Below are 20,768 nucleotides of genomic sequence, written 5' to 3'. Positions count from 1 at the left end.
AGACCTGCCGGCGGTGTCCGGACATGCCTGATCGCAGGTCTGACCGCAGGTCTGAGTGCAGGTCTGAGTGCAGGTCTGAGTGGGTCGGAGGTGTCGTACGTCCACCCGTGGTGGTAGCCGTCGGCCCGATCAGGTCGGCCTCGGGGATCCGGCAGGCCGACGGGTCGCCGCCGTATGGCGCGTCCAGCCGTTGCGGATGGGCGCCAGCGCGACGTTCGGGTGGCGGTTGACGAGGGAGGCGGCGTGCGCGTACACGGCGCGGTATGCCGTCGGGTCCGCTCGCCGCACGGCTCGTGGTGCGGGCGGAGTCAGACGGGGCCCGGCGCGCCGGGCAGGCCGTCGGTGGGGCCGGTCAGCCAGGCGTCGTGCGCGCCGTCGGCGACGTCCTGCCGACTGCCGGGCGCTGGGGGGAGACGCCGGGAACGCGGTGGCCGGCGACGGCGGCGCGGACCAGGTCCTGCCACTGGCAGGCCGGTAAGGAGGCGCGTAAGAAGGTGCGGTGGCAGCCCGGCAGGATGCCGGTGCCGGCCTCGAAGCCGGCCTCGAAGCCGGGCACGGTCTGCTGCGGGGCCATTGACGAGCTGTAGACGATCTTTCCGGCGCCGGAGCCGCCGGGGAGCCGCACGGCGGCGGGGGTGGGTCCGGCGGCCCGCGGGCCGGACGCGGCGGCCGGGCCGGGTCCCGCGGTGTCGGCGTGCCCGGTTCCGGTGCGCGGCATGGATCTTCGTGCGGGAGGTGCAGGGCGGGTCACGGGTGCCTCCTGGGGGCGTCGTGAGCGTCGGGTGGAGCGGCTTCGATTTATCTTCTACCGGAAGTTAATTGCCTTGGCCACCCCTCGCGCATACCTTCGCGACGCACCGCGGGGCCGGACTCCTCCCGCTCGCGGGCGGATTGACGCCGCCTGTCCCGGGCGTTTATTTTCGTCAGGCAGAAATCCACACGCAGACCCGCAGACCCGCAGAGAGGACGGCGGCATGGGGCACCGGAGCGCGGTCCCGCCCGCGCACGCCGCCGCCACGCTGGACGTGCGCCGGCACAACGTGGCCGCGCTGATGCGGGCGCTGCTCGAACACGGGCCCACCCCGCGCGTCGACCTCGCCGAGCAGCTCAACCTGAGTTCCGGCGCCACCACGCGGATCACCGCCGGGCTGACCAGGGCCGGGCTGCTGGAGGAGCTGCCGGCGCTGCCGTCCCGCGAGGCCGGCCGGCCGCGGGTGCCGCTGGACCTGGCCGCGGGACGCTTCCACGCCGTCGGCATCCACGTCGGCCTGCAGTTCACCCGGATCGCGCTGGTCGACCTCCGCGGCCGGCCGGCCGGCGAGACCGTACGGATCGAGCACGCGAGCGGCCTCGACCCCGCCCTCGTCGTCCGCGAGGCCGCCGAGCGCGCCGCCGAACTGGCCGCGGCGAGCGAAGCACACGTCATCGGCACCGGCTTCTCCACCGGCGGCCGGGTGGACGCCGCCACCGGCACCATCCGCGCCCACGACGTGCTGGGCTGGACGGACGTGAACGTCCCGGCGCTCGCCGCGGGCCGCTTCCCCGGCACGCTCGTCGTCGAGTCCACCCAGCACGCGCTCTGCCGCGCCGAGATGTGGTTCGGAGTGGACCGCGAGGTGCGCGACTTCGTCCACCTCTTCGTCGGCAACGTCATCGGCGCCGGCATCGTCCTCGACCGCCGGCTGCACCACGGCCAGGGCGAGGGCGCCGGGCAGATCGCGCACCTGCCGCTCTCCCGCCCCGCCGAGCAGCCGTGCGAGTGCGGCCGGAGCGGCTGCCTGATGTCCGTCGCCGGAGACCGCGCCGTGGTGCACCGCGCGATCCGCGAAGGGCTGCTCTCCCACCGGCACACCGTCCACGACCTCGTCGAACTCGCCCACGCCGGCGACGCGGTCGCCGACTACCTGCTGCGCGACCGGGCCCGGGCCATCGGCGAGGCCGTCGCCGTCATCATGGACCTGCTCGCCCCGGAACAGGTGATCCTCTTCGGCACACCGCTGCAGACGCCCGGCCACGTCGCGGAGATCCGCGCGGAGGCCCGGCGCTGGAGCCGCCGCGCCTTCGACGCGGAGCGCGCCATCGCGCCGAGCACCCTCGGCGAGAACGCCGCGGTGGTCTCGGCCGCCATCTGCGTCCTCGACCGGTTCTACGCCGACCCCTTCGCCCACCTCGCCTGAGAAGATCCGGGTGTGGAGAGCATCACCAAGAACCGGCAGTCCCCCGCCGCGCTGCGCGCCATGATCGGACGCGCCTACGGGGCCGACCGGATCCCGGTCGGGGACGGCTGGGCCACCGAGCTGGGGCACGGCTGGTTCAACGTCGCGTACCGCATCCGCCTGCGCGACGGGGCCGAGGTAGTGCTGAAGATCGCTCCGCCGCCGCACGTGGAGGTGATGACGTACGAGCGCGGCGCGATGTCGACCGAGCTGCGGATGCTGGACCTCCTCCGTACGCACACCTCCGTGCCGGTCCCCGCCGTCGACTTCGCCGACGGGAGCCACGACGTGTGCGACGCCGACTACTTCTTCATGCCGTACGTCGACGCCCACAACCTCGCCGTCATCGGGAAGCAGCTCCCCGCCGCCGAGCGGGACTCCCTGATGGAGCAGGTCGGCGCGGCCAACCGGGAGATCAACGCCGTCCGCGGGACGGGCTTCGGCCCGCTGGCCGGTCCCGGTGAGCCGAGCTGGCGACGGGTGTTCACCGGCATGGTCGACGACGTCCTCGCCGACGGCGAACGCCGAAGCGTCGACATCGGATGGGACTACGACACCGTCCGCGCGGTCGTGGCCGAACACGCCGGCAGCCTCGACGAGGTGACCGAACCGCGTCTCGTCGAGTGGGACCTGTGGGGCGGCAACGTCATGGTCCGCGACGGCGAGATCGTCTGCATCATCGACCACGAACGCGCCTTCTTCGGCGATCCGTTGATCGAATCCGGCTTCGCCGGCACCCAACTGGCGGCCTTCGGCCACCCGGTGCCCTTCATGCGCGGATACGGCCACCCGGAGCTGACCGGGAACCAGCGGGTGCGCCGCCGCCTGTACTGCCTCCATCTGACGCTGATCATGGTCATCGAGACCGTCTACCGCGGGCACACCGACAGCAGGCAGTACGACTGGGCCTGTATCCGTCTCGACGAGTCCATGGCCCTGTTCGGCCGTACACGCCGGTGACTACCGCACCCTGATCCCAGCGCTCCGCCCGTATCCTGGACAGGCGGAGCGATGGCGCGTCTCGGCGAAGGGGAACGGCGTGGCTGACGTCTTCATCTCCTATGCGGCAGAGGACCGCGCCTGGACAGGAGAACTGGCGGCGGGACTCCGGCGCAACGGGGTGCGGGTCTTTTTCGACGAGTGCAGCCTGCTGCCCGGCGATGTCATCGTCCATCAGCTGGAGGCCGCCATTCGCCGCTCCACGCACGGAATTCAGGTGCTCAGTCCGGTGGCCGTGCACAAGCCCTGGGTGCTTCAGGAGTACGCGGCGCTGCTGGACGCCTCGACGCAGCGCGGCCTGCGGCTCATCCCCGTACTCCACAGTGACGTCGACATCGGTGCGCTGCCTTTCGCGGCCACCCGCTTATGGGTCGATTTCCGGGACGTCACCGGGGCGGCCTTCCACGACAAGGTGTACGAGCTGGCCCGGGTGATCCTCGGGGAAGATGGCGCCGGCAACGGCGAGTCGGAGGCGACGGATCTCCGTGACCGGCCCGCCCGTTCCCCCGACCCGCCGGCGGAGCCCTCCTTCGTCGTCTGCTACGCGCGTCCGGAACGGGACTACGCGCGCCGGCTGCTGAGCGCGCTGTCCCGGGCGGGTCTTCCCGTATGGTCCATCAGCCATCTGGCGTGGGGCGACGATGTTCTGTGGACGATTCGCACGCAGATCCGGCATGCGCTGGGGATCATCGTCCTGATGTCCCCGGAGGCCGAGGGCTCCGAGGACATCACCCGGGAAATCCTGGAGGGACAGCGGCACAGCCGCCCCTTCTTTCCCATTCTGGTCCGGGGCGACCGGCACTTTCTGCTGGGGAGTAGCTGGCATTTCGATGCCCGTACGGGCGCACTGCCCGGGCACGTCGAACTCGATCTGCTACGCCGCCTCCAGGCCGCGGGCGCGCCGCCCCCCGCGCCGGTTGGGCCGGCGGCGAGGCGGCCGGGTCAGCCGGGTCAGCCGGGGCGTACCGCGTCGCCTGCCGTATCGCCCGCGGCGCCCGCGTCGCCCGCTGTTCCGCCTGCCGTATCGGCTCCGGCGGCGAGCCTCGTGCCCGACGCACCGGCCGGGGTACGGCTCGGTGCGCTGCTCGCGGAGGAGGAGTGGGAGCACGCGGACGTGCTGACCACCGCCCTGCTCCTGCGGGCCGTCGACCGGCTGGAGAGCGGTTGGCTGCGGCGCGGCGACGGGCGCCGGCTGCCCGCCGGGCTGCTGCGCGAGGTGGACGCCGCGTGGGCGGAGTTCTCGGGCGGCAGGTACGGGTTTCGGACACAACGGGAAAGGGCACGTCCCGCAAGTGCCCGTCACCGCGACTTCCTGGCACTCTCGTTGGCGTACGGCTGGCGTGGTTCGGTGGAGGACGCCGTCTCGGAATACCATGCCTTTACCGGTCCGGCTCGGCCTCCCGGGTTCTTTCCCACGCTTCGTAACCCGCAGAACGAGCGGTACCCGGACTGGTATGACCAGTGGACGGAAACCGTGCTTGCCGTGCATCTGCGTTTGCGAGCGGAGGGCGGAGTCGTATGATCACCGTATTACTTGTGGGACTTTTGGTCGTGGTCTTGCTGTTCCTCGGCCTGATCGCCCTGGAACGGCACGAACGGCGATCCGTCTCCGTCCCCAAGGCCCGGTCGGACACCTCGTCGCCGCCCCGGCCCCCGCGCGGCGGAGGTCCGCGGATCAACTTCGGCCTGCACGTGGTGCCCGCGGGCAAGGTGGGCATCGTCACGCGCCGCTTCGGCCGCGGCGACCCGGAGAGGCGATTCAAGTACGTCACGCCGCACCGGGACAGCCGCGGCGTACAGGCCCGCGTGCTGGTCCCGGGCCGTCCCTACTGGCTTGCTCCCCTGCTGTACCGGGTGAAGCTGGTGCCGCGGACATACGTGCCGGCGGACAAGGTCGGGCTCGTGACGGCACGCGAGGGCGCCCGGCGGCCCGCGCAGCGGACGCTGGGCCGGCAGGTGGAGTGCGACTGCTTCCAGGACGGCGAGGCGTTCCTCCGCGACGGCGGCGAACACGGCAGGCAGATCGCCATTCTCCCCGGCGATTCCTCGTACTACATCAACACGGAGCTTTTCGACGTCGAGTTGGCGCCCCGCACCTATGTGGAGCCGGGGACCGTGGCTCTCGTCATCGCGAAGGACGGAAAAGTACGGCCGCCGGACCGGCCGTTCGGCCGGCATGTGGAGTGCGACAACTTCCAGGACGGCGAAGCATTCCTCCGCGACGGCGGCGAGCAGGGCAGGCAACTGGCCATCCTCACCGGCGGGTCGCACTACAACATCAATCCGGACCTCTTCGAGGTGATCAGCACCACCACCGTGGGAAGTGCGCGGGAGGACGGACTCACCGCGGATCACCTGAAGGAAATCGCCATCCAGATCGGCGAGACCGGAGTGGTGGTCACCCTGGACGGGGCCGAGGCCAGGAAGGACGAGCGGCCCATCGGGCCGATCATCCCCGGCCACAGCAACTTCCGGCTGCCCTGGGAGTTCCTCGCCAGAGGCGGACAGCGGGGCGTACAGGAAGAGACGCTGGGCGAGGGTTCCGTATACGCCCTGAACCCCTGGTTCGTGCGCGTCGTGCTCATCCCCACGCGCACGCTCATCATCGAGTGGACGAAGAAGGAACGCTCACCGAGCAACTACGACGCGGCGCTCCAGCCCATCGTGGTGAACGTCATGGGGCACCGGCTGCAGGTGGACATCTCGCAGACCCTGGAGATCCCGGAGCCGGCCGCTCCCACGCTGGTCAGCCGGTTCGGCGGCGCCCACACCTCCCGCCTGGGCGGCCTGGTGAACGACCCCCTGCCGGTGCAGCGGTTCGTGGAACGGGTGCTGGGGGGAATGGTCGAGACGTATTTCAACGCCATCGCCTCGGCCTCCACGGTGGAGGAGTTCCTCAGCATGTACGCGAGTACGCGGACGGATGTCTCCTCCCAGGTACGCAACGCGCTCGCCGCCTGGGGAATCGAGGCGCGGGGGACGACGCTGGGTGAGTTCGAGTCCTCCGACCCCGAACTCGACCAGGCCCGGCGGCGGCTCGCCGACAAGCAGATGAAAACCCGCGAGCTGGAGGCGGAGGAGGAGAACTCGGTCATCCAGGAACGTATCCGCGACCGCGAACGGCGCGGCGAGCGGGAGGACCGGATGCTGGAGACGGTGGTGCTGGAGCGGAAGATCGAGGTGCTCGGGCGCGACACCATCGCCATGGAGATGTTCCTCCGCCAGCTGAAGGACATGGGCGTGCCGGAATTCGTGAGCGGAAACGCGGACGAGCTGCTGCGCCATCTTCCGCTGCAGCGCGCCCTCGCGCTGGTCGACAGGGCACAGCGGCACGCCGGAAAGGCGGCCCTGCCGAAGGGCGTCGAGCTCGCGAAGGGTATCGAGGACGGCGTGGAATCCCTGGGAGTCGTGGACGCGGTGGACGCGGTGGACGCGGTGGACGCGGTGGACGCGGTGGACGCGGTGGACGCGGTGGACGCGGTGGACGCCGACGATGTCGGCCATGCCGGCGGCGCCGGGGCGGACGGCGGATCAGCCGCTTCGTAACGCCCGGACCATCTGCTCCAGTCTGCGCCCGTAGGTGTCGTCGTCCACGTCGCGGAAGTCCGCGCTGAACCGCGTACGCGCGAACTCGGGCAGGACGACGTCACCGACCAGAACGGGGATGAACAACCTGCCGGATTCGATCGACCGCTCCATCAGGGAGGCGTACTCCTGGAGCACCCACCCGTCGTCCGTCGACTGCGGGCTGAAGACCAGCAGTCCGTGGGCGGAGTCACGGATGGCCTGCTCGACGGCGTGCACCCGCACGCCGCCGGGGGTGCGCACCACCTCGTCGTCGGCCACGCGCAGCCCGCTCGCGCGCAGCCGGCCGGCGAAGGTGCGCGCCCAAGCGGCGTCGGCGGGACCGTGGGACACGTAGACGTCGTACGCCGCGGGGCCGGCGAGGCCGCCTGCGGGGACCGACTCCCGGTCGCGGGCGGCGACTCGGGCGGGGACTCGGGCGGGGGGCGGCGGGCGGCGGCGGTCGGAGCGGCCGCGTACGGAGACGTAGGCGAAGTACGTGCCGACGACACCGGCCAGGGTGCCCACCGCGGTGAGGACGAACTCCGCCATGCCCATCCCAGCAGGCTAGCGGTCGTCTGCCGGTGCCGCACCGCACCGCTTAGGGTGGCGGGTTGTCACGTCGGGGACCGACTGTGGGGCTGGGGGGCTGGATGGCGGACATACGGGAGGGCTGGGTACGGGTTCCGGTGGGGGACGGGGCTCGGCGGTGGGCCTCTCGGGGACGGTGCCGGCTGGTGCTGTTCGTCGTGCACAACGTGACGTCCGCTACCCGGCTGCTGGACGTGAAGCCGCTGTTCGACGACGACCTGCGGGTGCAGATGCTGGCGACCTGCACGGGGTCCTCGCCGTTCCAGGGGGGTGTCGGCGAACTGCTGGCGGAGGTGGGGGTGCCGGTGCTGCCCTGGGAGCAGGCGGTGCGTACGCCCGTGGACCTGGCCATCTCCGCAAGCCTGGGTGGTCAAATGCGAGCATTGCAGGGCAAGTTGGCAGTTTTGTCACATGGTGTTGGATATACTAAGAGGCTCAGGTCGCCGGTCGCCGGTCGCCGGTCGCCGGTCGCCGGTCGCCGGACGCCGGACGCCGGGCACCCGTCTTCGGGCTGGCGCCGGAGTGGCTGCTCGACGAGGACGGGCGGCCCGTGGCCGACGCCTTCGTGCTGTCGCACCCCGAGCAGGCGGAGCGCCTGCGGGAGTCGTGCCCCGAGGCGGCCGGGACCGCGGTGCTGGCCGGGGATCCCTGCTTCGACCGGATGCTCGCCGCCCGCGGGCACCGGGACCGGTTCCGGCGGGCTCTGGGGGTACGTGCCGGGCAGCGGCTCGTCGTGGTGTCCGCCACCTGGAACCCCGAGGGGCTGTTCGGCGACGGTGGGACGGGCGACGTGCTGGCGGCTCTGCTGCCGCGGCTGACCGGCGAGTTGCCGGCCGACGAGTACCGGGTGCTGGCCGTCCTGCACCCCAACATCTGGCAGGGGCACGGCCCCGGGCAGGTGCGGGCGTGGCTCGACGGGGCGCGGCGCGGCGGACTGGGGCTCGTCGATCCGCTGGGTGCGTGGCGGCAGGCGCTGCTCGCGGCGGACGCGGTCATCGGCGATCACGGGGCGGTGACGTACTACGCCGCGGCCCTCGGCGTGCCGGTCGCGCTGGCGGCGGCGCCGCTCGCACACGTCGACCCGCGCGCCCCGCTGGCCGCCTTCCTGGCCGAGTCGCCGCGGCTGGATCCGTTCGCGCCGCTGCCCGCGCAGCTCGACGCGCTGCTCGCCGCGCACCGTCCGCGGCCCGGGCCGGCGCGGTTCACCTCGTCGGTGCCCGGCGAGTCGGCGGGGCGGCTGCGGGCGCTGTTCTACGAGTTGATGGAGCTGCCCGAGCCCGAGCGGCCGGCGCTGCTGGAGCCGCTGCCGCTGCCCGCGTACGAACCGGTGCGGCGCGGCGCACCGATGCGGGTGCTCACCAGGCTGCCCGAAGGGGGCGCGGGTGGTGGCGGAGGCGGTGGGGCGGCCGGCAGCGGGGGCGGTGGGGCGGCCGGAGGGGCGGCCGGTGGCGGTTCCGGCAGCGCGGGCGACGGGGCGGTCGGCGGCGGCGCGCTCGACGGCGCCGTCGAGCTGCGGCGCTGGGCCGATCCCGCGTACGAGCCCGCCGGGTACGGCGCCGTGCACACCGCCGTACCCGAGGACACCCGCGACCCCGGCCGCCTCGACCTCGCGGACGTCATCCTCCGCCACGGCGCACCCGACGACCCCCGCTTCGGCTCCCCCGCCGCCTGGTGCGCGGAGACCCTGCGGCGGTACGCGCACTGCGCCCTCGCCGCGTACGTCACCGGCCCCGGCGACTGCACCGTCCGTACCCGCGGCGGCGACTCACTCGCGCTCTCCGCCGCGCCCGGCGCGGCCGACGCCGACCCCGCGGCGTACGCCTCCGCCGTGCACGCCTGGCTGGCGGCGGGGCGGAGCGCGGCCGACCTGGCCGAGCACGGCCTGGTGGTCCGTACCGGCGCGAGCGAGCACCGCGTGGTCGTCACCCCGCTCAAGGAGTGACGCAGCGCGCCCGTACGGACCGCGCGTAGGCCAGCGGGTACGCGGCCTTCTGCGCGTCCAGCAGGGCGATGGCCTCGTCGATCAGCGGCAGGGCCGCGGCGGGCGCGGCGGCGAGCACGTGGGTCTCGGCGAGGTCGGTCAGGGCGCGGGCGCGGTTGTAGTCGTCCCCGATGTCCTGGAACGACCGCACGGCACCGTCCAGCAGAGCCATCGCCTCCTCCAACCGTCCGGCGCCGCGCAGCGCGCGCCCCCGGTGGCGCTCGATGAGCGGCCGGGCACGGGGCAGGTCGGCCCGCCCCTCGTCGCCGGGGGCGATGGTCCCGTATAGCGTGTCCGCCTCGTCGAAGAAGGCGAGCGCCTCCTGCCACTCCCACTGCCGCAGCCGCAGCAGGCCCAGCGCCTCGACCACCGAGGCGTGCCCGCGTATGTGGCCCGCGCGCCTCTCGTCGTCGGCCGCGGCCCGGAACTCGGTCTCGGCCTCCCCGTGTTCGCGCAGTTCCGTCAGGCTCATGGCCAGCTGGAAGCGCAGGGCGGCACGGTCGCGGAGGGCGGTGGCGCTCGGCTCGCGGTCCGCCGCGGTGAGGCGGAGGGCCGCGCGGAGCGCGGGGAGGGCTTCGGCGTGCCGGCCGGCCTTGAGCTGCAGCGGCCAGAGGGAACGTCCCAGGCGTACGGCCGTAGCGCGGTCCCCGGCGTCCGCGGCGGCCTGCACGGCCTCGGAGAGGTTCGCCGCTTCCCGCACCAGGACGCCAAGGGCTTCGGCGGGGTCCATGTACGGGCCGGGCGTGGCGGGCTCCGGGACGCGCCAACTCAGTGGCAGCGCCTGGTGGGCGGCGTCCTCGGCGAGGTCCGCGTAGCCCCGTACGACACGGGCGGCCGACTCCGCGCACCCCTCCGGGCCGTCCTCGTGCCGGGCCAGCAGCTCGGCGTGGCGGCGCACGGCGGGGCGGAACCGGTACCGGTCGGGGCCGGCGGGCTCCAGCAGGCCGCGGTCGGCGAGCAGGCCGAGGAGGGCGGCGGCGGCGCGCGTCAGATCCGGGTCCGGGTCCCGGCCCGGGTCCCGGTCCCGGTCCCGGTCCGGCTGCGTCGCCCAGGCGGCGGTCCTGGCGTCGACGTGGGGCCAGTCCCGTAAGGCCAGCAGCCGGTACAGCCGGGCGGCGTCCGCGTCGAGCGCGCGGTAGGCGGACTCGGTCAGGGCCGCGACGGGCCCGGTGTCCGGGGCGCCCTGCCGCGGAACTCCGGGTGCGGACAGCAGGGGCGCGGCGGTACGGAGCGCGTACGGTGACCCGGCGCAGCGCACCAGCAGGTCCTTCGCCACCTCCGGCGCGGTGGCCACGGCCTCGGCGCCGGCGAAACGCGTGAGCAGCCGCCGGGCGTCCCGCGCCGCCAGCGGCCCCAGCACCACGGGCACGGCGTCCAGCCCTGGCAGCGGATGGCGGGCCGTGACGAGCGTGAACACCCCGGGGGCGGAGGTCAGGAGCGGCCGTACCTGAGCCGCGGAGTAGGCGTGGTCGAGGACGACCAGCAGCCGCAGGTCGGCGGCGAGCCGCCGCCACAGGGCCAGCCTGTCGTCCGCCGCATGCGGAATCTCCTCCGCCGGCAGCCCCAACTCCCGCAGGAGGCGGCCGGCCACCGCGGCCGGGCCGAGGGCGCTGTGCGACGACCAGCCGTGCAGATCGACGTGCACCTGACCCTCGGGGAAGCCGTCGGCGCGCCGGCCGCCCCAGTACAGGGCGGTGGCCGTCGTCCCGATGCCCTCCGGCCCGTGGAGCAGCGCCACTCGCGGGCGGCCGTCGAACCTGCGGTCCGCCTCGCGGTCCAGCAGCCGTAACGCCGGGCGGCGGTCGGTGAAGTGCCGCGACGCGGCGGGCAGCCGGGGTGTCCCGGCGGGGGCGGCGCCGGCCGGGAGCGTCGAGGCGAACCGCTCCCACATGCGGGCGAGTTCGGGGTCGTGCCCGGCGGCCTCCCGCAGCAGTGCCGCCACGCGCTCCAGCTCCGCGGGCCGCCGCGGTGCCGGGACCGCGCGCCCGGCGATCCTGCGCACCAGCGCCCCCGCCGTCTCCCACGCGGCCCTGCCCGCCTCGTTGGCCATCCCCATGCCGACCGCGCCGAGCGCCGCCCCGGAGATCGCGGCGAACGACACCGGATCCGTCACCACACACCCCTCCCCTGCACACCGTAGCGAGTTGGTACGACTCCGAAGAGTAACCCGGGAGAATGACATCGGAGGCTGAGGCTACGGTGGCGACAGAGCATGGAAGTAACTCTCGCCCGGGGGTTGACATAGGTAGTGATACGGAAAAATACCGCGAACCGCGAACCGCGAACCGCGAACCGCGAACCGCGAACCGCGAACCGCGAACCGCGAACCGCGAACCGCTGGCGCACTCTTCCCGCCGAGCGCACCCTCGTCGCCGTAGCGCGCACCGTCACTTCTACCGTTCGCCTGCTTGAAACGCTCCCCGCCCTCCTCCGCGACGACCCCCGCGTGGACGTCGTCTTCGCCCTCGACCCCACCTCCGCCTTCCACCACGGCGTACGCGAGCTGCTGACCACGGCCGGGGCCCTGACCGCGACCTGGGACGAACTCCCCGACCTCGACTACCACGCCCTCGTCACCGCGAGCGAGAACGCCGACCTCAGCCGCACCCGCGGCCCCGTCCTGGTGCTCCCCCACGGCGTGGGCTTCCACAAGTTCGTACCCGACTCCCGCAGTTCCGGGCTGCGGCTCGCCGGCGTGGTGCCGCCCGCGCTGCTCCAGCAGGAGCGCGCGTGGTACGTGGTGTCGTACCCCGAGCAGGCGGACACCCTCCTCGCCCACGCCCCGCGCGCCGCCGCCCGCGCCGCCCACGTCGTCCACGCCGGCGACCCCTGCTACGACCGCTTCCTCGTCTCCGGCACGTCGCGCGCCGCGTACCGCGCCGCCCTGGGCGTACCCGCGGCCGGCCGGCTCGTCGTCGTCAGCAGCACCTGGGGTCCGCAGTCGCTCCTCGGGCAGGATCCCGAGCTGCCGCTGCGGCTGCTCGCGGACCTGCCCGCCGACACCCACCGCGTCGCCCTCGTCACCCACCCCAACGTGCGTTCCGCCCACGGCTCCGAGCAGCTGCGCACCGTGCTCACCGCGGCCCGCGAAGCCGGGCTGCTCCTCATCCCGCCCACGCAGGGCTGGCAGGCCACGCTCCGCGCCGCCGACGCCGTCGTCGGCGACCACGGCTCCGTCACCTTCTACGCCGCCGCCCTCGGTATCCCCGTACTGCTGGCCGCGTTCGGCGACGAGGTCGTCCCCGGCACGCCCATGGCGGAGCTGGGCCGGACGGCCGTACGGCTCGACCCCGCCCGCGGGCTGCGCGGGCAGATCGACCGGGCGGTGGAGGAGCAGGACACCGCGGGAGCGGCGAGCGTGGCGGCACGGGCGTTCCGGGCCCCCGGGAAGGCACAGCACCTCCTGCGGACCGCGCTCTACCGCCTGCTCCGCCTGCCGGAACCGGCCTGGGAACCACCGCGGTCGCCTCCCTTCCCCCACCCCCGCGCCGAGCCCCGCGACCCACCCCAGGGCGATACGGCCACCGTCGTACGGACCACGGTGAGCGGCGCCACGGACGGGCACGCCGTCTCCGTCACCCGCTACCCCGCCGCGGCAGCCGCCCGCCACCCCGGGGACCACGCCGCGTCCGAAGGCCCGTACGCCTTCCGGCATCTGTCCTGCGAGATACGCGACGGCAGCTCCGCCGACGCGGAACGGGCCTCCGTGCTCACGCTGCCCGAGCCCGCCCACGGCGCGTACGCCGCCGCCCGCGCGGCACGCACACTCCTCGACGACTTCCCGGGCAGCCTCGCCGCCGGCGTGCCGACGACCGGCGGTACCCACGTCGTGGCCGTCCGGGACGCTCCCACGGCCGTGGAGGTCGCGGTCACCGGAGCGCCGGTGGACACCGCGGTCGCGGCGGCCGTGGTCTACGCGCGGCTGCGCTGCGGCGTCACGCCGGCCGGGACGGCCGACCTGGGCTTCGCGGGGCGCACCGAGGACGTGCTGCTCACTCCGCTTCCGGGTACAGGCGCGTCAGCTCGTCCCTGAGTTCCCCGGCCCGGGGGTTTCCCTCCTTCCCGTACAGTTCGGCGGCCCGGGTCAGCTGCTCCCGATGCCCGGATATGTCGCCGTCCTCCAGCGCCAGGGCCGCCAGCTTCTCGCGAACCCCCGCCTCGTAGTGCGCCGCTTCCTCGGCCTGCAGCAACCGCGCCGCGGCGAGGTACTCCGCCGACGCCTCGGGGCGGCGCCCCAGGTGCAGCAGTACGTCGCCCATCGCCGCCCGGGCACGGCCGCCCATGCGCCGATCGCCCCCGGGCCCGTAGGCGGACAGGCCCGCGAAGCCGTCGACGGCCGCGCGCAGGGACTCCTCGGCCTCCGCCGGACGGCCGGCCGCGTCCAGCGCGCAACCGAGCAGGTACCTGGCGATGGCCGCGCCTCGCTCCTCCCCGGCCCCGCGGTACGCGGCCAGCGCCTCCTCGTACGTCGCGATGGCACGCGGCGGATCCACCCGGTCCCACAGCCGGCCGGTGAACTCCAGCACCGACGGGCGCAGCACCGCCAGGCCCGCGTAGCCCGCGTGCCCCTCGCGTACGTCGGCCAGCCGGGCGCCGGCGCGTTCGAGGAGAACCCGCGCCTCGTCCAGCCGGTCGAGGTCCGTCAGCGGCCGTGACGTCAGCGCGGCCAGCCGCGCCTCCGCCGCGGGCTCACCGTCGCGGACGGCGGCCTCCACGCCGCGCAGACCGGTGGCTATCCAGTCCTGCAGATAACGGTGGTTGAGGAAGAGGGCCGTCAGTCCTTCCGCCAACTGCCAGACGGCACGGTGGTCCTCCAGTGCGACCGCGGCCTCGTGTACGGCCAGCAGGTCGGCCCGCTCGCGGTGCAGCCACTGCAGCGCGGCGCTCTTGGCACCCTCGCCCGCGAACGGGTTGGGCGGCGCGTCCCGTAGCACCTCCCCGTGGTCCGTGACACGCAGGCGCGCCCCCATCACCGCCTCGTCGGCCTGCGCAACGCGCCGCACGTAGTGGCGGATCACCCGGGCCAGCGCCGCGTTCCGCTCCGCTTCCGGCTCGGCCGTCCCGCGGGCGCGCGCATGCAGGCCCACCAGGCTCACGAAGCGCCGGCGCCCGTTGCCGTCCGCCGCCTCGACCAGGCCCGCCGACTCCAGCCGGGCCAGCGCCCGCCGGGCGACCACGGTCCCGACGCCGCCGACGGCCGCCGCGACCTCGTCGTCGAACCGCGGCCCGGGAAGCAGCCCGAGCCGGCCGTACAACCGGGCGGCCTCCGCGGGCAGCTTCGCGTACGCCATCCCGATCACCGCGGACACGCCCAGCTCCTCCCCGGGGATCGACAGGCCCTCCAGCCGCCGCTCCTCGTCCGACAGCTCGGCCACCAGCGCACGCAGCGTCAGGCGCGGCTCCATGGCGAGCCTGGCCGCCACGATCCCTAACGCGACCGGCAGCCCCGCGCAGAACTCCACCGCCTGCCGGGCCGCTTCGGGCTCGGCCTCGATCCGGCTCCCGTCCCCGACGAGGCGGGTGAGCAGGTCCAGACCGTGCTCAGGCGCCAGGGGCTGGAGTGGCAGTAACCGAGCCCCCATGAGCGTCAGCTCGCCGATGCGCGACGGGCCGGCCGCCAGCACGGCGCTGCCCGGGCCGCTCGGGACGAGCGCGCGCACCTGCGCGGCTTCGGTGATCTGGTCGAGGACGACGAGGAGCCGGCGCTGTGCCGACAACTGCCGGTACAGCCGCGTCAGTCCGGCGAGCGTGTCCGGCAGGTGGCGCGGGCCCACTTCAAGCTGCTGCAGGGCCTCGGCGACAGCCGCGGACAGCCGAGCCGTCTGCGAGCCGCCGGGAAGCTCCGCGAAGTTCACGTACACCGGCTTGCCGGAGAACCGCCCGCTGTTCGCTCTCACCCAACGCGACTGAAAAGCGCTCTTCCCCATGCCGGGCAGCCCGCTGACCGCGAGCATCGGGACGGGCGGCACCGCCCCGTCCGGCGAAGGCGGCGAAGGCCGTGGCAGCAAGGTCGCGTCGGCCAGCGCCGTCTCCTTCTCGCGATCGACGAAGAACGCCGGACCCGGCGGCACGGCGTCCTCGGGCGCCCCGGCCCGCAGCTCACCCCTGGCCGTGTCCCCCGCCGGCACCCGCCGTTCCCCGCGCCCGAAAAGCCACGCCTTCAACCTCTTCCAGGCGTCGGTGACTTCCGACGACAACACCGTCATGAGCACACCGACAGCCAGCGTCCCGCCGACCCCGTACACCCACTCCATTGCGTCCCCCGCCCCTCACCCAGCTCACTCTCCGTCACTTCACGATAGCGGCCGGGTCCGACAACCGGCGCCCCCGGCTCAGCGGGTCAGCCAGCTCTCCGGGCCCAGCACCGCCACCGGGTGCTTCGCCGGGTCCAGGCGGCGCAGCAGCGTGCGCATGTGGCGTTTGGCGAGCGACACGCAGCCGCTGGTCGGGCCGTCGTGGTCGACGTGGACCCAGATGCCGCCGCCGCGGGCGTCGCCCAGGGGGCGGGTCCAGTCGAGCGGGGTGGTGCCCGGCAGGCGGTTGTAGTTGATCGCCACGACGTAGTCGAAGGAGCCGGCGAGGGGTTCGCCCTCGAAGCCGCGGCCGGTGGCGGTGAAGGCGGGCCCGTGGTCGTACGGGAGCTTCGTGCCCGGGTCGGGGTCGAGGCCGCCGGCGTCGGTGAGGCCGTAAACGCCCGCCGGGGTGCGCAGGTCGCCGACGGTGTGGTGGCGGGTCCAGCCGCGGAGGGCGTTGTGGGCGGGCCAGGCGGGGCCGCTGCGCCAGCCGTCGCCGCCGTCGCCGCCGGGACCGCGTTCGTAGAGCACGGCGGTCGAGTCGGACGAACGACGGGAAGTGCCGGTCACGACGAGGGCCTGGCGGGTGTCGGCGGGGATATCGGCGCGGATACGCGGGCCCAGGCCCGGTATGTCCCGCGGCAGTCGGACGGGGGCCGCCGCGACGCGCGAGCGCGTGGGTTCTGGGGCCGGCGGCGAGATCTTCTCCGCGCCCGACGGGGTGGCCTGTGTGCAGCCCGTCGCCGTGAGCAGGGGGAGCCCGGCGCCCGCGTACAGCAGCCGGCGGCGGGAGACGGTCACCGGGCGGGCCATTCCCGTGCGCCGGGCTGCGTGGCGGAAGGCGTGCCGGACTGTCCGCCGGACCGTCCGCCGGGCTGGGTGCCGGGTTGGGTGCCGTGTTGCGTGGCGGGTTGCGTGGCGGGCTCGAAGCGCATCGAGCCGAGTACGGAACGAACCTCCGCCACGTCCCCGTTCGCCGGCGTGGCCAGGCACACCGTCGCCAGCACCTGCACCCCGTCCGCCGCGCCCGCCGGGCGCTGTACGGCCCACAGCTCCTCGGTGCCGCCCGCGACGACGCACGTCTTGCCCGCCTCGCGCTTCCGCAGGTCCCGATCGGCCTTCTCCGGCCCGTAGAGCAGCTGCAGCGTGATCAGCTTGCCGTGCCGGGGCAGTTGCCGCAGCGGCGTGGTGCAGGCGCCGTCGGCGCCGGTGGGGCAGGGCTCGGGGGAGGGTTCGAGGGCCAGGCTCGCGACGTATCCGACGTACGCGCCCTCCGGCGAGTCCGTACGGACCGCGCGGCTGCTCCACCCCGCGGGCACCCGCAGCGTGAGGTCGGACAGCTCCGCCAACCGGGCCTCCCCCGCCCGCGGTTCCGCCGGATCCGGAGTCCCGGCCCCGGCGGCGGGGGGCGCGTAGCGGGGCGGCGGGTCGTCGGCGGGGAGCAGCTGCGGCAGCAGTACGCCGACGGCCACGGCCGTCGCGGTCGCCCCCCACGCCGCGCGCCGCCGGCGGCGGCGCCGCAGCACCCGTCCCCGTATCCGCTCCATCCGCTCGGCGGGCGCGACCGGGCGCGGAACGGCCCGCTCCAGCAGCACACGCAGCTCGCGCTCCTCCTCCGCCGACTCGGCCGACCCGGCCGACTCGGCGGACTCGGCCCACCCCGCCGATCCGCCCGACCCGGCCCACTCCGCGGGCCCGACCGGCCCTACCGGCCCTACCGGCCCGACCGGCTCAGGCGGCTCAGCCGTGCTCCCGGCCACCGGACTCACCGCCCTCCACCAGCTCGGCGGCAGGCAGCAGCCCGCGCAGCGTACGCAGCGCCTTGGCGGCCTGGCTCTTGACCGTGCCCGTCGCGCAGCCGAGCGTCGCCGCGGTGTCCTGCACGCTCAGGTCCTCGAAGTAGCGCAGCACGACCACCGCGCGCTGCCGCGGCGGGAGGCTCCGTATCGCGGCGGCGAGGGACTGCTCCAGGTCCACCCGGGCGAACGGGTCGGCCGGGGCGGGTGTGTCGGGCACCTCGCCGTGCGGCACCTCGCCCCACCAGCTGCGGCGCCACCAGGAGATGTGAGTGTGCACCATGGCGGTACGGACGTACGCCTCGGGGCTGCCGTCCGCTATCTGCTCCCACTTCGGCCACACCCTGGCCAGCACGGTCTGCAGCAGGTCCTCGGCGAGCTGGGCGTCCCCGGTGAGCAGCCAGGCCACGCGGAGCAGCCGCGGCCCCCGGGCCGCCACGAACTCCTCGAACCCGGGCGGCTGCGTCGCGCCCCGCTTCAGCATCCTGCGCCTGTCCCTGCGCCTGCGCCTGCCCCTGCCATCTGGTCCCCACTTCACGTCGCACACTCGTCGAACGCGATGAGGGCCGCGCCGGGTTGCCCCGCCGGGTCAGCCGCCTCCGGCGGTCACCGGGCCGTCACCGAGCCGTCATTGACCCACCCGGCCGTCGACGCACTCGCGCAGCAGGTCCGCGTGGCCGCAGTGCCGGGCGTACTCCTCCACCCGGTGCACCCACATCTCGCGCACCGACGTGTCGTCCGTGGCCAGCCGGGTGCCGAGGTCGGCGTACTCGGCGAGCACCGCGTCGCACGCCGCCTGCTCGCGGGCGAGGTCGGCGAAGGCGGCGTCGACGAGCGCCTGGTCGGCGGCGGCGCCGTCGAAGTCGGCGTTCTTCTCGCCGTAGATCCTGGGGGCTGGGTTCTCCGGCACGATCCAGTTGCGCCAGTCCCGCTCCACCTCGGCGAGGTGACGTATGAGCCCGAGCAGCGACATGGTCGACGGCGGGACGGAACGGCGCGCCAGCTGCTCCGCGTTCAGCCCCTCGCACTTCATGCGCAGAGTCAGCCGGTAGCCGGAGAGGAAGTCCTGCAGCGTCGCCAACTCGCCGTCGGGACTGGACTCGTTGTTGCGGGGGTCCTTGTCGGGGTCCGCCCACATGTCGGGGTAGACGCTGGCCGCGGTCCACCGCTGGGGTACGTCGTCGTCACTCACCGTACACACGATGCTGATCGGCACCCGGACGTGCAAGCGAATTTAGCCGCCCGGACGCCGGTCGGGAAAGCGCGTCAGTCGGGGGCGTCGTAGAGCAGGCTGTAGCGCCAGAACAGCCGCCGGCGGATCCGCGCGCCCGGCAGCTCCGCCGCCGCGGCCTGCCGGATCTCGGCCAGCGTCTCCCGGGGGTCGGCGGTGGGCGCGGTCATGTGCACCGGCACCGCGGCGGCACGGGCCGGGTGCTTGGCCAGCCCGACGAGGGGGGTCGCGACCGCGGCCGGCAGGGCGGCGACGACGTCGGCGGCCCCGGCCCCGCGGTAGCACCCCACGACGACCAGCCGCCCGCCCGGCGCGAGGCAGTCGCGCAGCTCGCGCAGCGTGGGGCGCAGTGGCATGTGGTGCAGGACGGCGACGAGCGTGACGGCGTCCCAGCGCCGTCCCTGTTCGCGGCCGGCGAAGTCGGTGCGTACGACGGTGACCGCGGGATCGCCGTCGAACCGCCCGGCCGCGACGGCGGCGAGCGCGGCGTCGGGTTCGAGCCCGGTCACCACCCCGGCCCGCCGCCGCAGCAACGCAAGCAGGTTCCCCGCCCCGCACCCGACGTCCAGTACGTCCCGCGCCCCCGACGCGGCCACCCGGCGGGCGATCCACGGCCCGTAGTGGTCGTTGTGGCTCCAGGGATGCCGCTGGTTGAAACGGTGAAGCGCGTCCAATACCGCCATACGGCAACACGTTAGCCGGTGGCCGTGAATCGTATTGACTTCACCGGGCACGGGGTTACAACGTTGCACTTGACTGTCGGAGCGCGGATGGAGCGGACGGGGCGTCGAGGGCGGACGGGAGCGGTCGGTGCGGGGCGGAGGGCGGGTGCGGGTGCGGGCACCGGAGCGCGTGCGGCGGCGGCGAGATGGCGCGGCTTGGGCGATTCCGGTGGCGCTGGGCGTCGACGCCCTGGGGACCGGGCTCTACCTGCCGCTGTCCATGGTCTACTTCCTCGCCGTCACCGACCTCTCCGAGGCCCGCGTCGGCCTGCTCATGACCGCCGCGACCGCCTCCGCGCTGCTGCTGCCGCTGCTCGTCGGGCGGGTCGTGGACCGCGTCGGCCCGCGGCCGGTGGTGATCGTCGGGCAACTGCTGCAGGCCGGCGGGTTCCTGGTGTACCTGGCGGTGGACGGGGCGGCGTCGCTGTTCGTCGCGGCGCTGGTCGAGGCGGCCGGGCTGCGCGTGTACTGGTCGTCGGTCTTCGCACTCATCGCCGAACAGTCCGACGACCGCGCCCGCGACCAGTGGTTCGCCCGCACCGCGATGATTCGCGCGGCCGGCACCGGCGCCGGCACCGTGCTCGCCGGGGTGCTGCTGGGGCTCGCCTCGCAGGACGCGTACCGGGGCATGATCCTGGCGAACGCGCTCTCCTTCGTCCTCGCCGCCGGCGCCGTCGCCTTCTTCGTACGGAGCCGCCCCCGGCCCGGCGACGGCGACGGCGGCGCGGGGAAGCCCGCCGACGGCGTACGGCATCTGCTGCGCAACCGCGCATATCTGTTGCTGATCGGCGTCAACGTACTGTTCAACATCTGCACCGTCCTCCTCGCCGTCGCCACCCCCGTCTACGTCGTTCGCGGACTGGACGCGCCCGGCTGGGCGGTCGGCGCCTTCCTCGCCCTCACCACCGCCGCCGTCGCCACCTCCACCGCCGAGGTCACCCGCCGCATCCGCCGGCGCACCTCCCGCGGCGGCGCGATGGCGTGGGGCGGCGTCGCGTGGGCGGGGTGGTGCGGGGCCCTCGCGCTCGCCGTGCTGCTGCCGCGCGGCCCGGTGCTGGTCGGCTATCTGGCGCTGGTGATGCTGCTGTGGGCCGCCGCGGAGATGCTGCACGGGCCCGCCTCCAACGCGCTGTCCGCGGACGCGGCGCCGGAGGGGTCGCGGGGGACGTATCTGGCGGCGTTCCAGTACTCGTTCGCGACGGCGGACATGGTGACGCCGGGCCTCTTCGGCCTCCTGTACAGCGTGGAGCGGGTGCTGCCGTGGGTGGTGGTCGGCTGCCTGGCGCTGGCCGCGAGCGTGGCGGTACGGCCGCTGGAGCGGCGGCTGTCGGCCGAGCGGGCGGCGGCGGGGACCTGAGGGTCGGCGGGGACCTGA

Annotated in this window: 16 protein-coding genes; 7 read left to right on the top strand and 9 right to left on the bottom strand. The window is 74.3% G+C overall.

Annotation, left to right across the window (positions count from 1 at the left end):
• Positions 1-352: 352 nt before the first annotated feature.
• Complete coding sequence (locus T328_RS21485; protein ID WP_496497746.1) at positions 353-718, bottom strand: hypothetical protein; 366 nt, start codon at positions 716-718, stop codon at positions 353-355.
• A gap of 256 nt (positions 719-974) precedes the next feature.
• On the opposite strand from T328_RS21485, the gene T328_RS21480 reads away from it, so the two are divergent.
• The 4 genes from T328_RS21480 to T328_RS21465 all read left to right on the top strand — a co-directional run bounded on the left by T328_RS21480 (position 975) and on the right by T328_RS21465 (position 6,761).
• The gene (locus tag T328_RS21480; RefSeq protein WP_496497745.1) at positions 975-2,177 is read left to right on the top strand and encodes an ROK family transcriptional regulator; all 1,203 of its coding nucleotides are present in this window, start codon (positions 975-977) and stop codon (positions 2,175-2,177) included.
• Positions 2,178-2,189: 12 nt separating this feature from the next.
• Positions 2,190-3,176 (top strand): phosphotransferase family protein, encoded by a 987-nt coding sequence (locus T328_RS21475; protein WP_496497744.1) that lies wholly within the window; start codon positions 2,190-2,192, stop codon positions 3,174-3,176.
• A gap of 79 nt (positions 3,177-3,255) precedes the next feature.
• Entirely contained in the window at positions 3,256-4,737 is a 1,482-nt protein-coding gene (locus tag T328_RS21470; protein ID WP_496497743.1) for a TIR domain-containing protein, read from the top strand.
• Between the two features lie 14 nt (positions 4,738-4,751).
• Positions 4,752-6,761, top strand: a complete 2,010-nt coding sequence (locus T328_RS21465) for an SPFH domain-containing protein (protein WP_496497742.1) — start codon at positions 4,752-4,754, stop codon at positions 6,759-6,761.
• Here the strand turns inward: T328_RS21465 and T328_RS21460 are convergent.
• Positions 6,747-7,337, bottom strand: coding sequence for a toll/interleukin-1 receptor domain-containing protein (locus T328_RS21460; protein WP_496497741.1), 591 nt, complete (start codon positions 7,335-7,337; stop codon positions 6,747-6,749). The two genes, T328_RS21465 and T328_RS21460, sit on opposite strands and share 15 nt — an antisense overlap.
• Positions 7,338-7,920: 583 nt before the next feature.
• On the opposite strand from T328_RS21460, the gene T328_RS21455 reads away from it, so the two are divergent.
• The gene (locus tag T328_RS21455) at positions 7,921-9,312 is read left to right on the top strand and encodes a hypothetical protein (protein ID WP_496497740.1); all 1,392 of its coding nucleotides are present in this window, start codon (positions 7,921-7,923) and stop codon (positions 9,310-9,312) included.
• Here the strand turns inward: T328_RS21455 and T328_RS21450 are convergent.
• Positions 9,302-11,464: a tetratricopeptide repeat protein gene (locus T328_RS21450; protein WP_496497874.1), complete on the bottom strand. Its 2,163-nt coding sequence runs from the start codon at positions 11,462-11,464 to the stop codon at positions 9,302-9,304. The two genes, T328_RS21455 and T328_RS21450, sit on opposite strands and share 11 nt — an antisense overlap.
• A gap of 333 nt (positions 11,465-11,797) precedes the next feature.
• On the opposite strand from T328_RS21450, the gene T328_RS21445 reads away from it, so the two are divergent.
• Positions 11,798-13,384, top strand: a complete 1,587-nt coding sequence (locus T328_RS21445) for a hypothetical protein (RefSeq protein ID WP_496497739.1) — start codon at positions 11,798-11,800, stop codon at positions 13,382-13,384.
• On the opposite strand, the gene T328_RS21440 is transcribed toward T328_RS21445, so the two are convergent.
• The 6 genes from T328_RS21440 to T328_RS21415 all read right to left on the bottom strand — a co-directional run bounded on the left by T328_RS21440 (position 13,344) and on the right by T328_RS21415 (position 19,354).
• The gene (locus T328_RS21440; protein WP_496497738.1) at positions 13,344-15,605 is read right to left on the bottom strand and encodes a hypothetical protein; all 2,262 of its coding nucleotides are present in this window, start codon (positions 15,603-15,605) and stop codon (positions 13,344-13,346) included. The two genes, T328_RS21445 and T328_RS21440, sit on opposite strands and share 41 nt — an antisense overlap.
• Positions 15,606-15,683: 78 nt before the next feature.
• Entirely contained in the window at positions 15,684-16,457 is a 774-nt protein-coding gene (locus T328_RS21435) for a hypothetical protein (protein ID WP_496497737.1), read from the bottom strand.
• A complete protein-coding gene (locus T328_RS21430) occupies positions 16,442-17,404 on the bottom strand; it encodes a hypothetical protein (protein WP_496497736.1) in 963 nt (320 codons plus the stop codon). The genes T328_RS21435 and T328_RS21430 overlap by 16 nt, the downstream gene beginning before the upstream one ends.
• On the bottom strand, positions 17,385-17,924 hold the full coding sequence (locus T328_RS21425) for a SigE family RNA polymerase sigma factor (RefSeq protein WP_496497735.1): 540 nt from the start codon (positions 17,922-17,924) through the stop codon (positions 17,385-17,387). The genes T328_RS21430 and T328_RS21425 overlap by 20 nt, the downstream gene beginning before the upstream one ends.
• A 144-nt stretch (positions 17,925-18,068) precedes the next feature.
• Positions 18,069-18,632 carry a DinB family protein gene (locus tag T328_RS21420; protein ID WP_496497734.1) on the bottom strand — a complete coding sequence of 188 codons (564 nt, stop codon included), beginning with the start codon at positions 18,630-18,632 and terminating at the stop codon, positions 18,069-18,071.
• A 74-nt stretch (positions 18,633-18,706) separates the two neighbouring features.
• Positions 18,707-19,354, bottom strand: a complete 648-nt coding sequence (locus tag T328_RS21415) for a class I SAM-dependent methyltransferase (RefSeq protein ID WP_496497733.1) — start codon at positions 19,352-19,354, stop codon at positions 18,707-18,709.
• Positions 19,355-19,562: 208 nt separating this feature from the next.
• Between T328_RS21415 and T328_RS21410 the strand changes: the two genes are divergently transcribed.
• Positions 19,563-20,750: an MFS transporter gene (locus T328_RS21410; protein ID WP_496497732.1), complete on the top strand. Its 1,188-nt coding sequence runs from the start codon at positions 19,563-19,565 to the stop codon at positions 20,748-20,750.
• Positions 20,751-20,768 lie beyond the last annotated feature (18 nt).

This window comes from Streptomyces sp. CNX435, from assembly GCF_059570575.1.
The sequence above is the reverse complement of the archived record's forward strand: the minus strand, read 5'-3'. Positions and strand labels throughout refer to the sequence as shown.

Excerpts from the sequence above, each read along its gene's own strand:
- T328_RS21485 (WP_496497746.1), bottom strand. The coding sequence starts at position 718 with ATGCCGCGCACCGGAACCGGGCACGCCGACACCGCGGGACCCGGCCCG.
- T328_RS21480 (WP_496497745.1), top strand. The coding sequence starts at position 975 with ATGGGGCACCGGAGCGCGGTCCCGCCCGCGCACGCCGCCGCCACGCTG.
- T328_RS21460 (WP_496497741.1), bottom strand. The coding sequence starts at position 7,337 with ATGGGCATGGCGGAGTTCGTCCTCACCGCGGTGGGCACCCTGGCCGGT.
- T328_RS21440 (WP_496497738.1), bottom strand. The coding sequence starts at position 15,605 with ATGGAGTGGGTGTACGGGGTCGGCGGGACGCTGGCTGTCGGTGTGCTC.
- T328_RS21435 (WP_496497737.1), bottom strand. The coding sequence starts at position 16,457 with ATGGCCCGCCCGGTGACCGTCTCCCGCCGCCGGCTGCTGTACGCGGGC.
- T328_RS21425 (WP_496497735.1), bottom strand. The coding sequence starts at position 17,924 with ATGCTGAAGCGGGGCGCGACGCAGCCGCCCGGGTTCGAGGAGTTCGTG.
- T328_RS21415 (WP_496497733.1), bottom strand. The coding sequence starts at position 19,354 with ATGGCGGTATTGGACGCGCTTCACCGTTTCAACCAGCGGCATCCCTGG.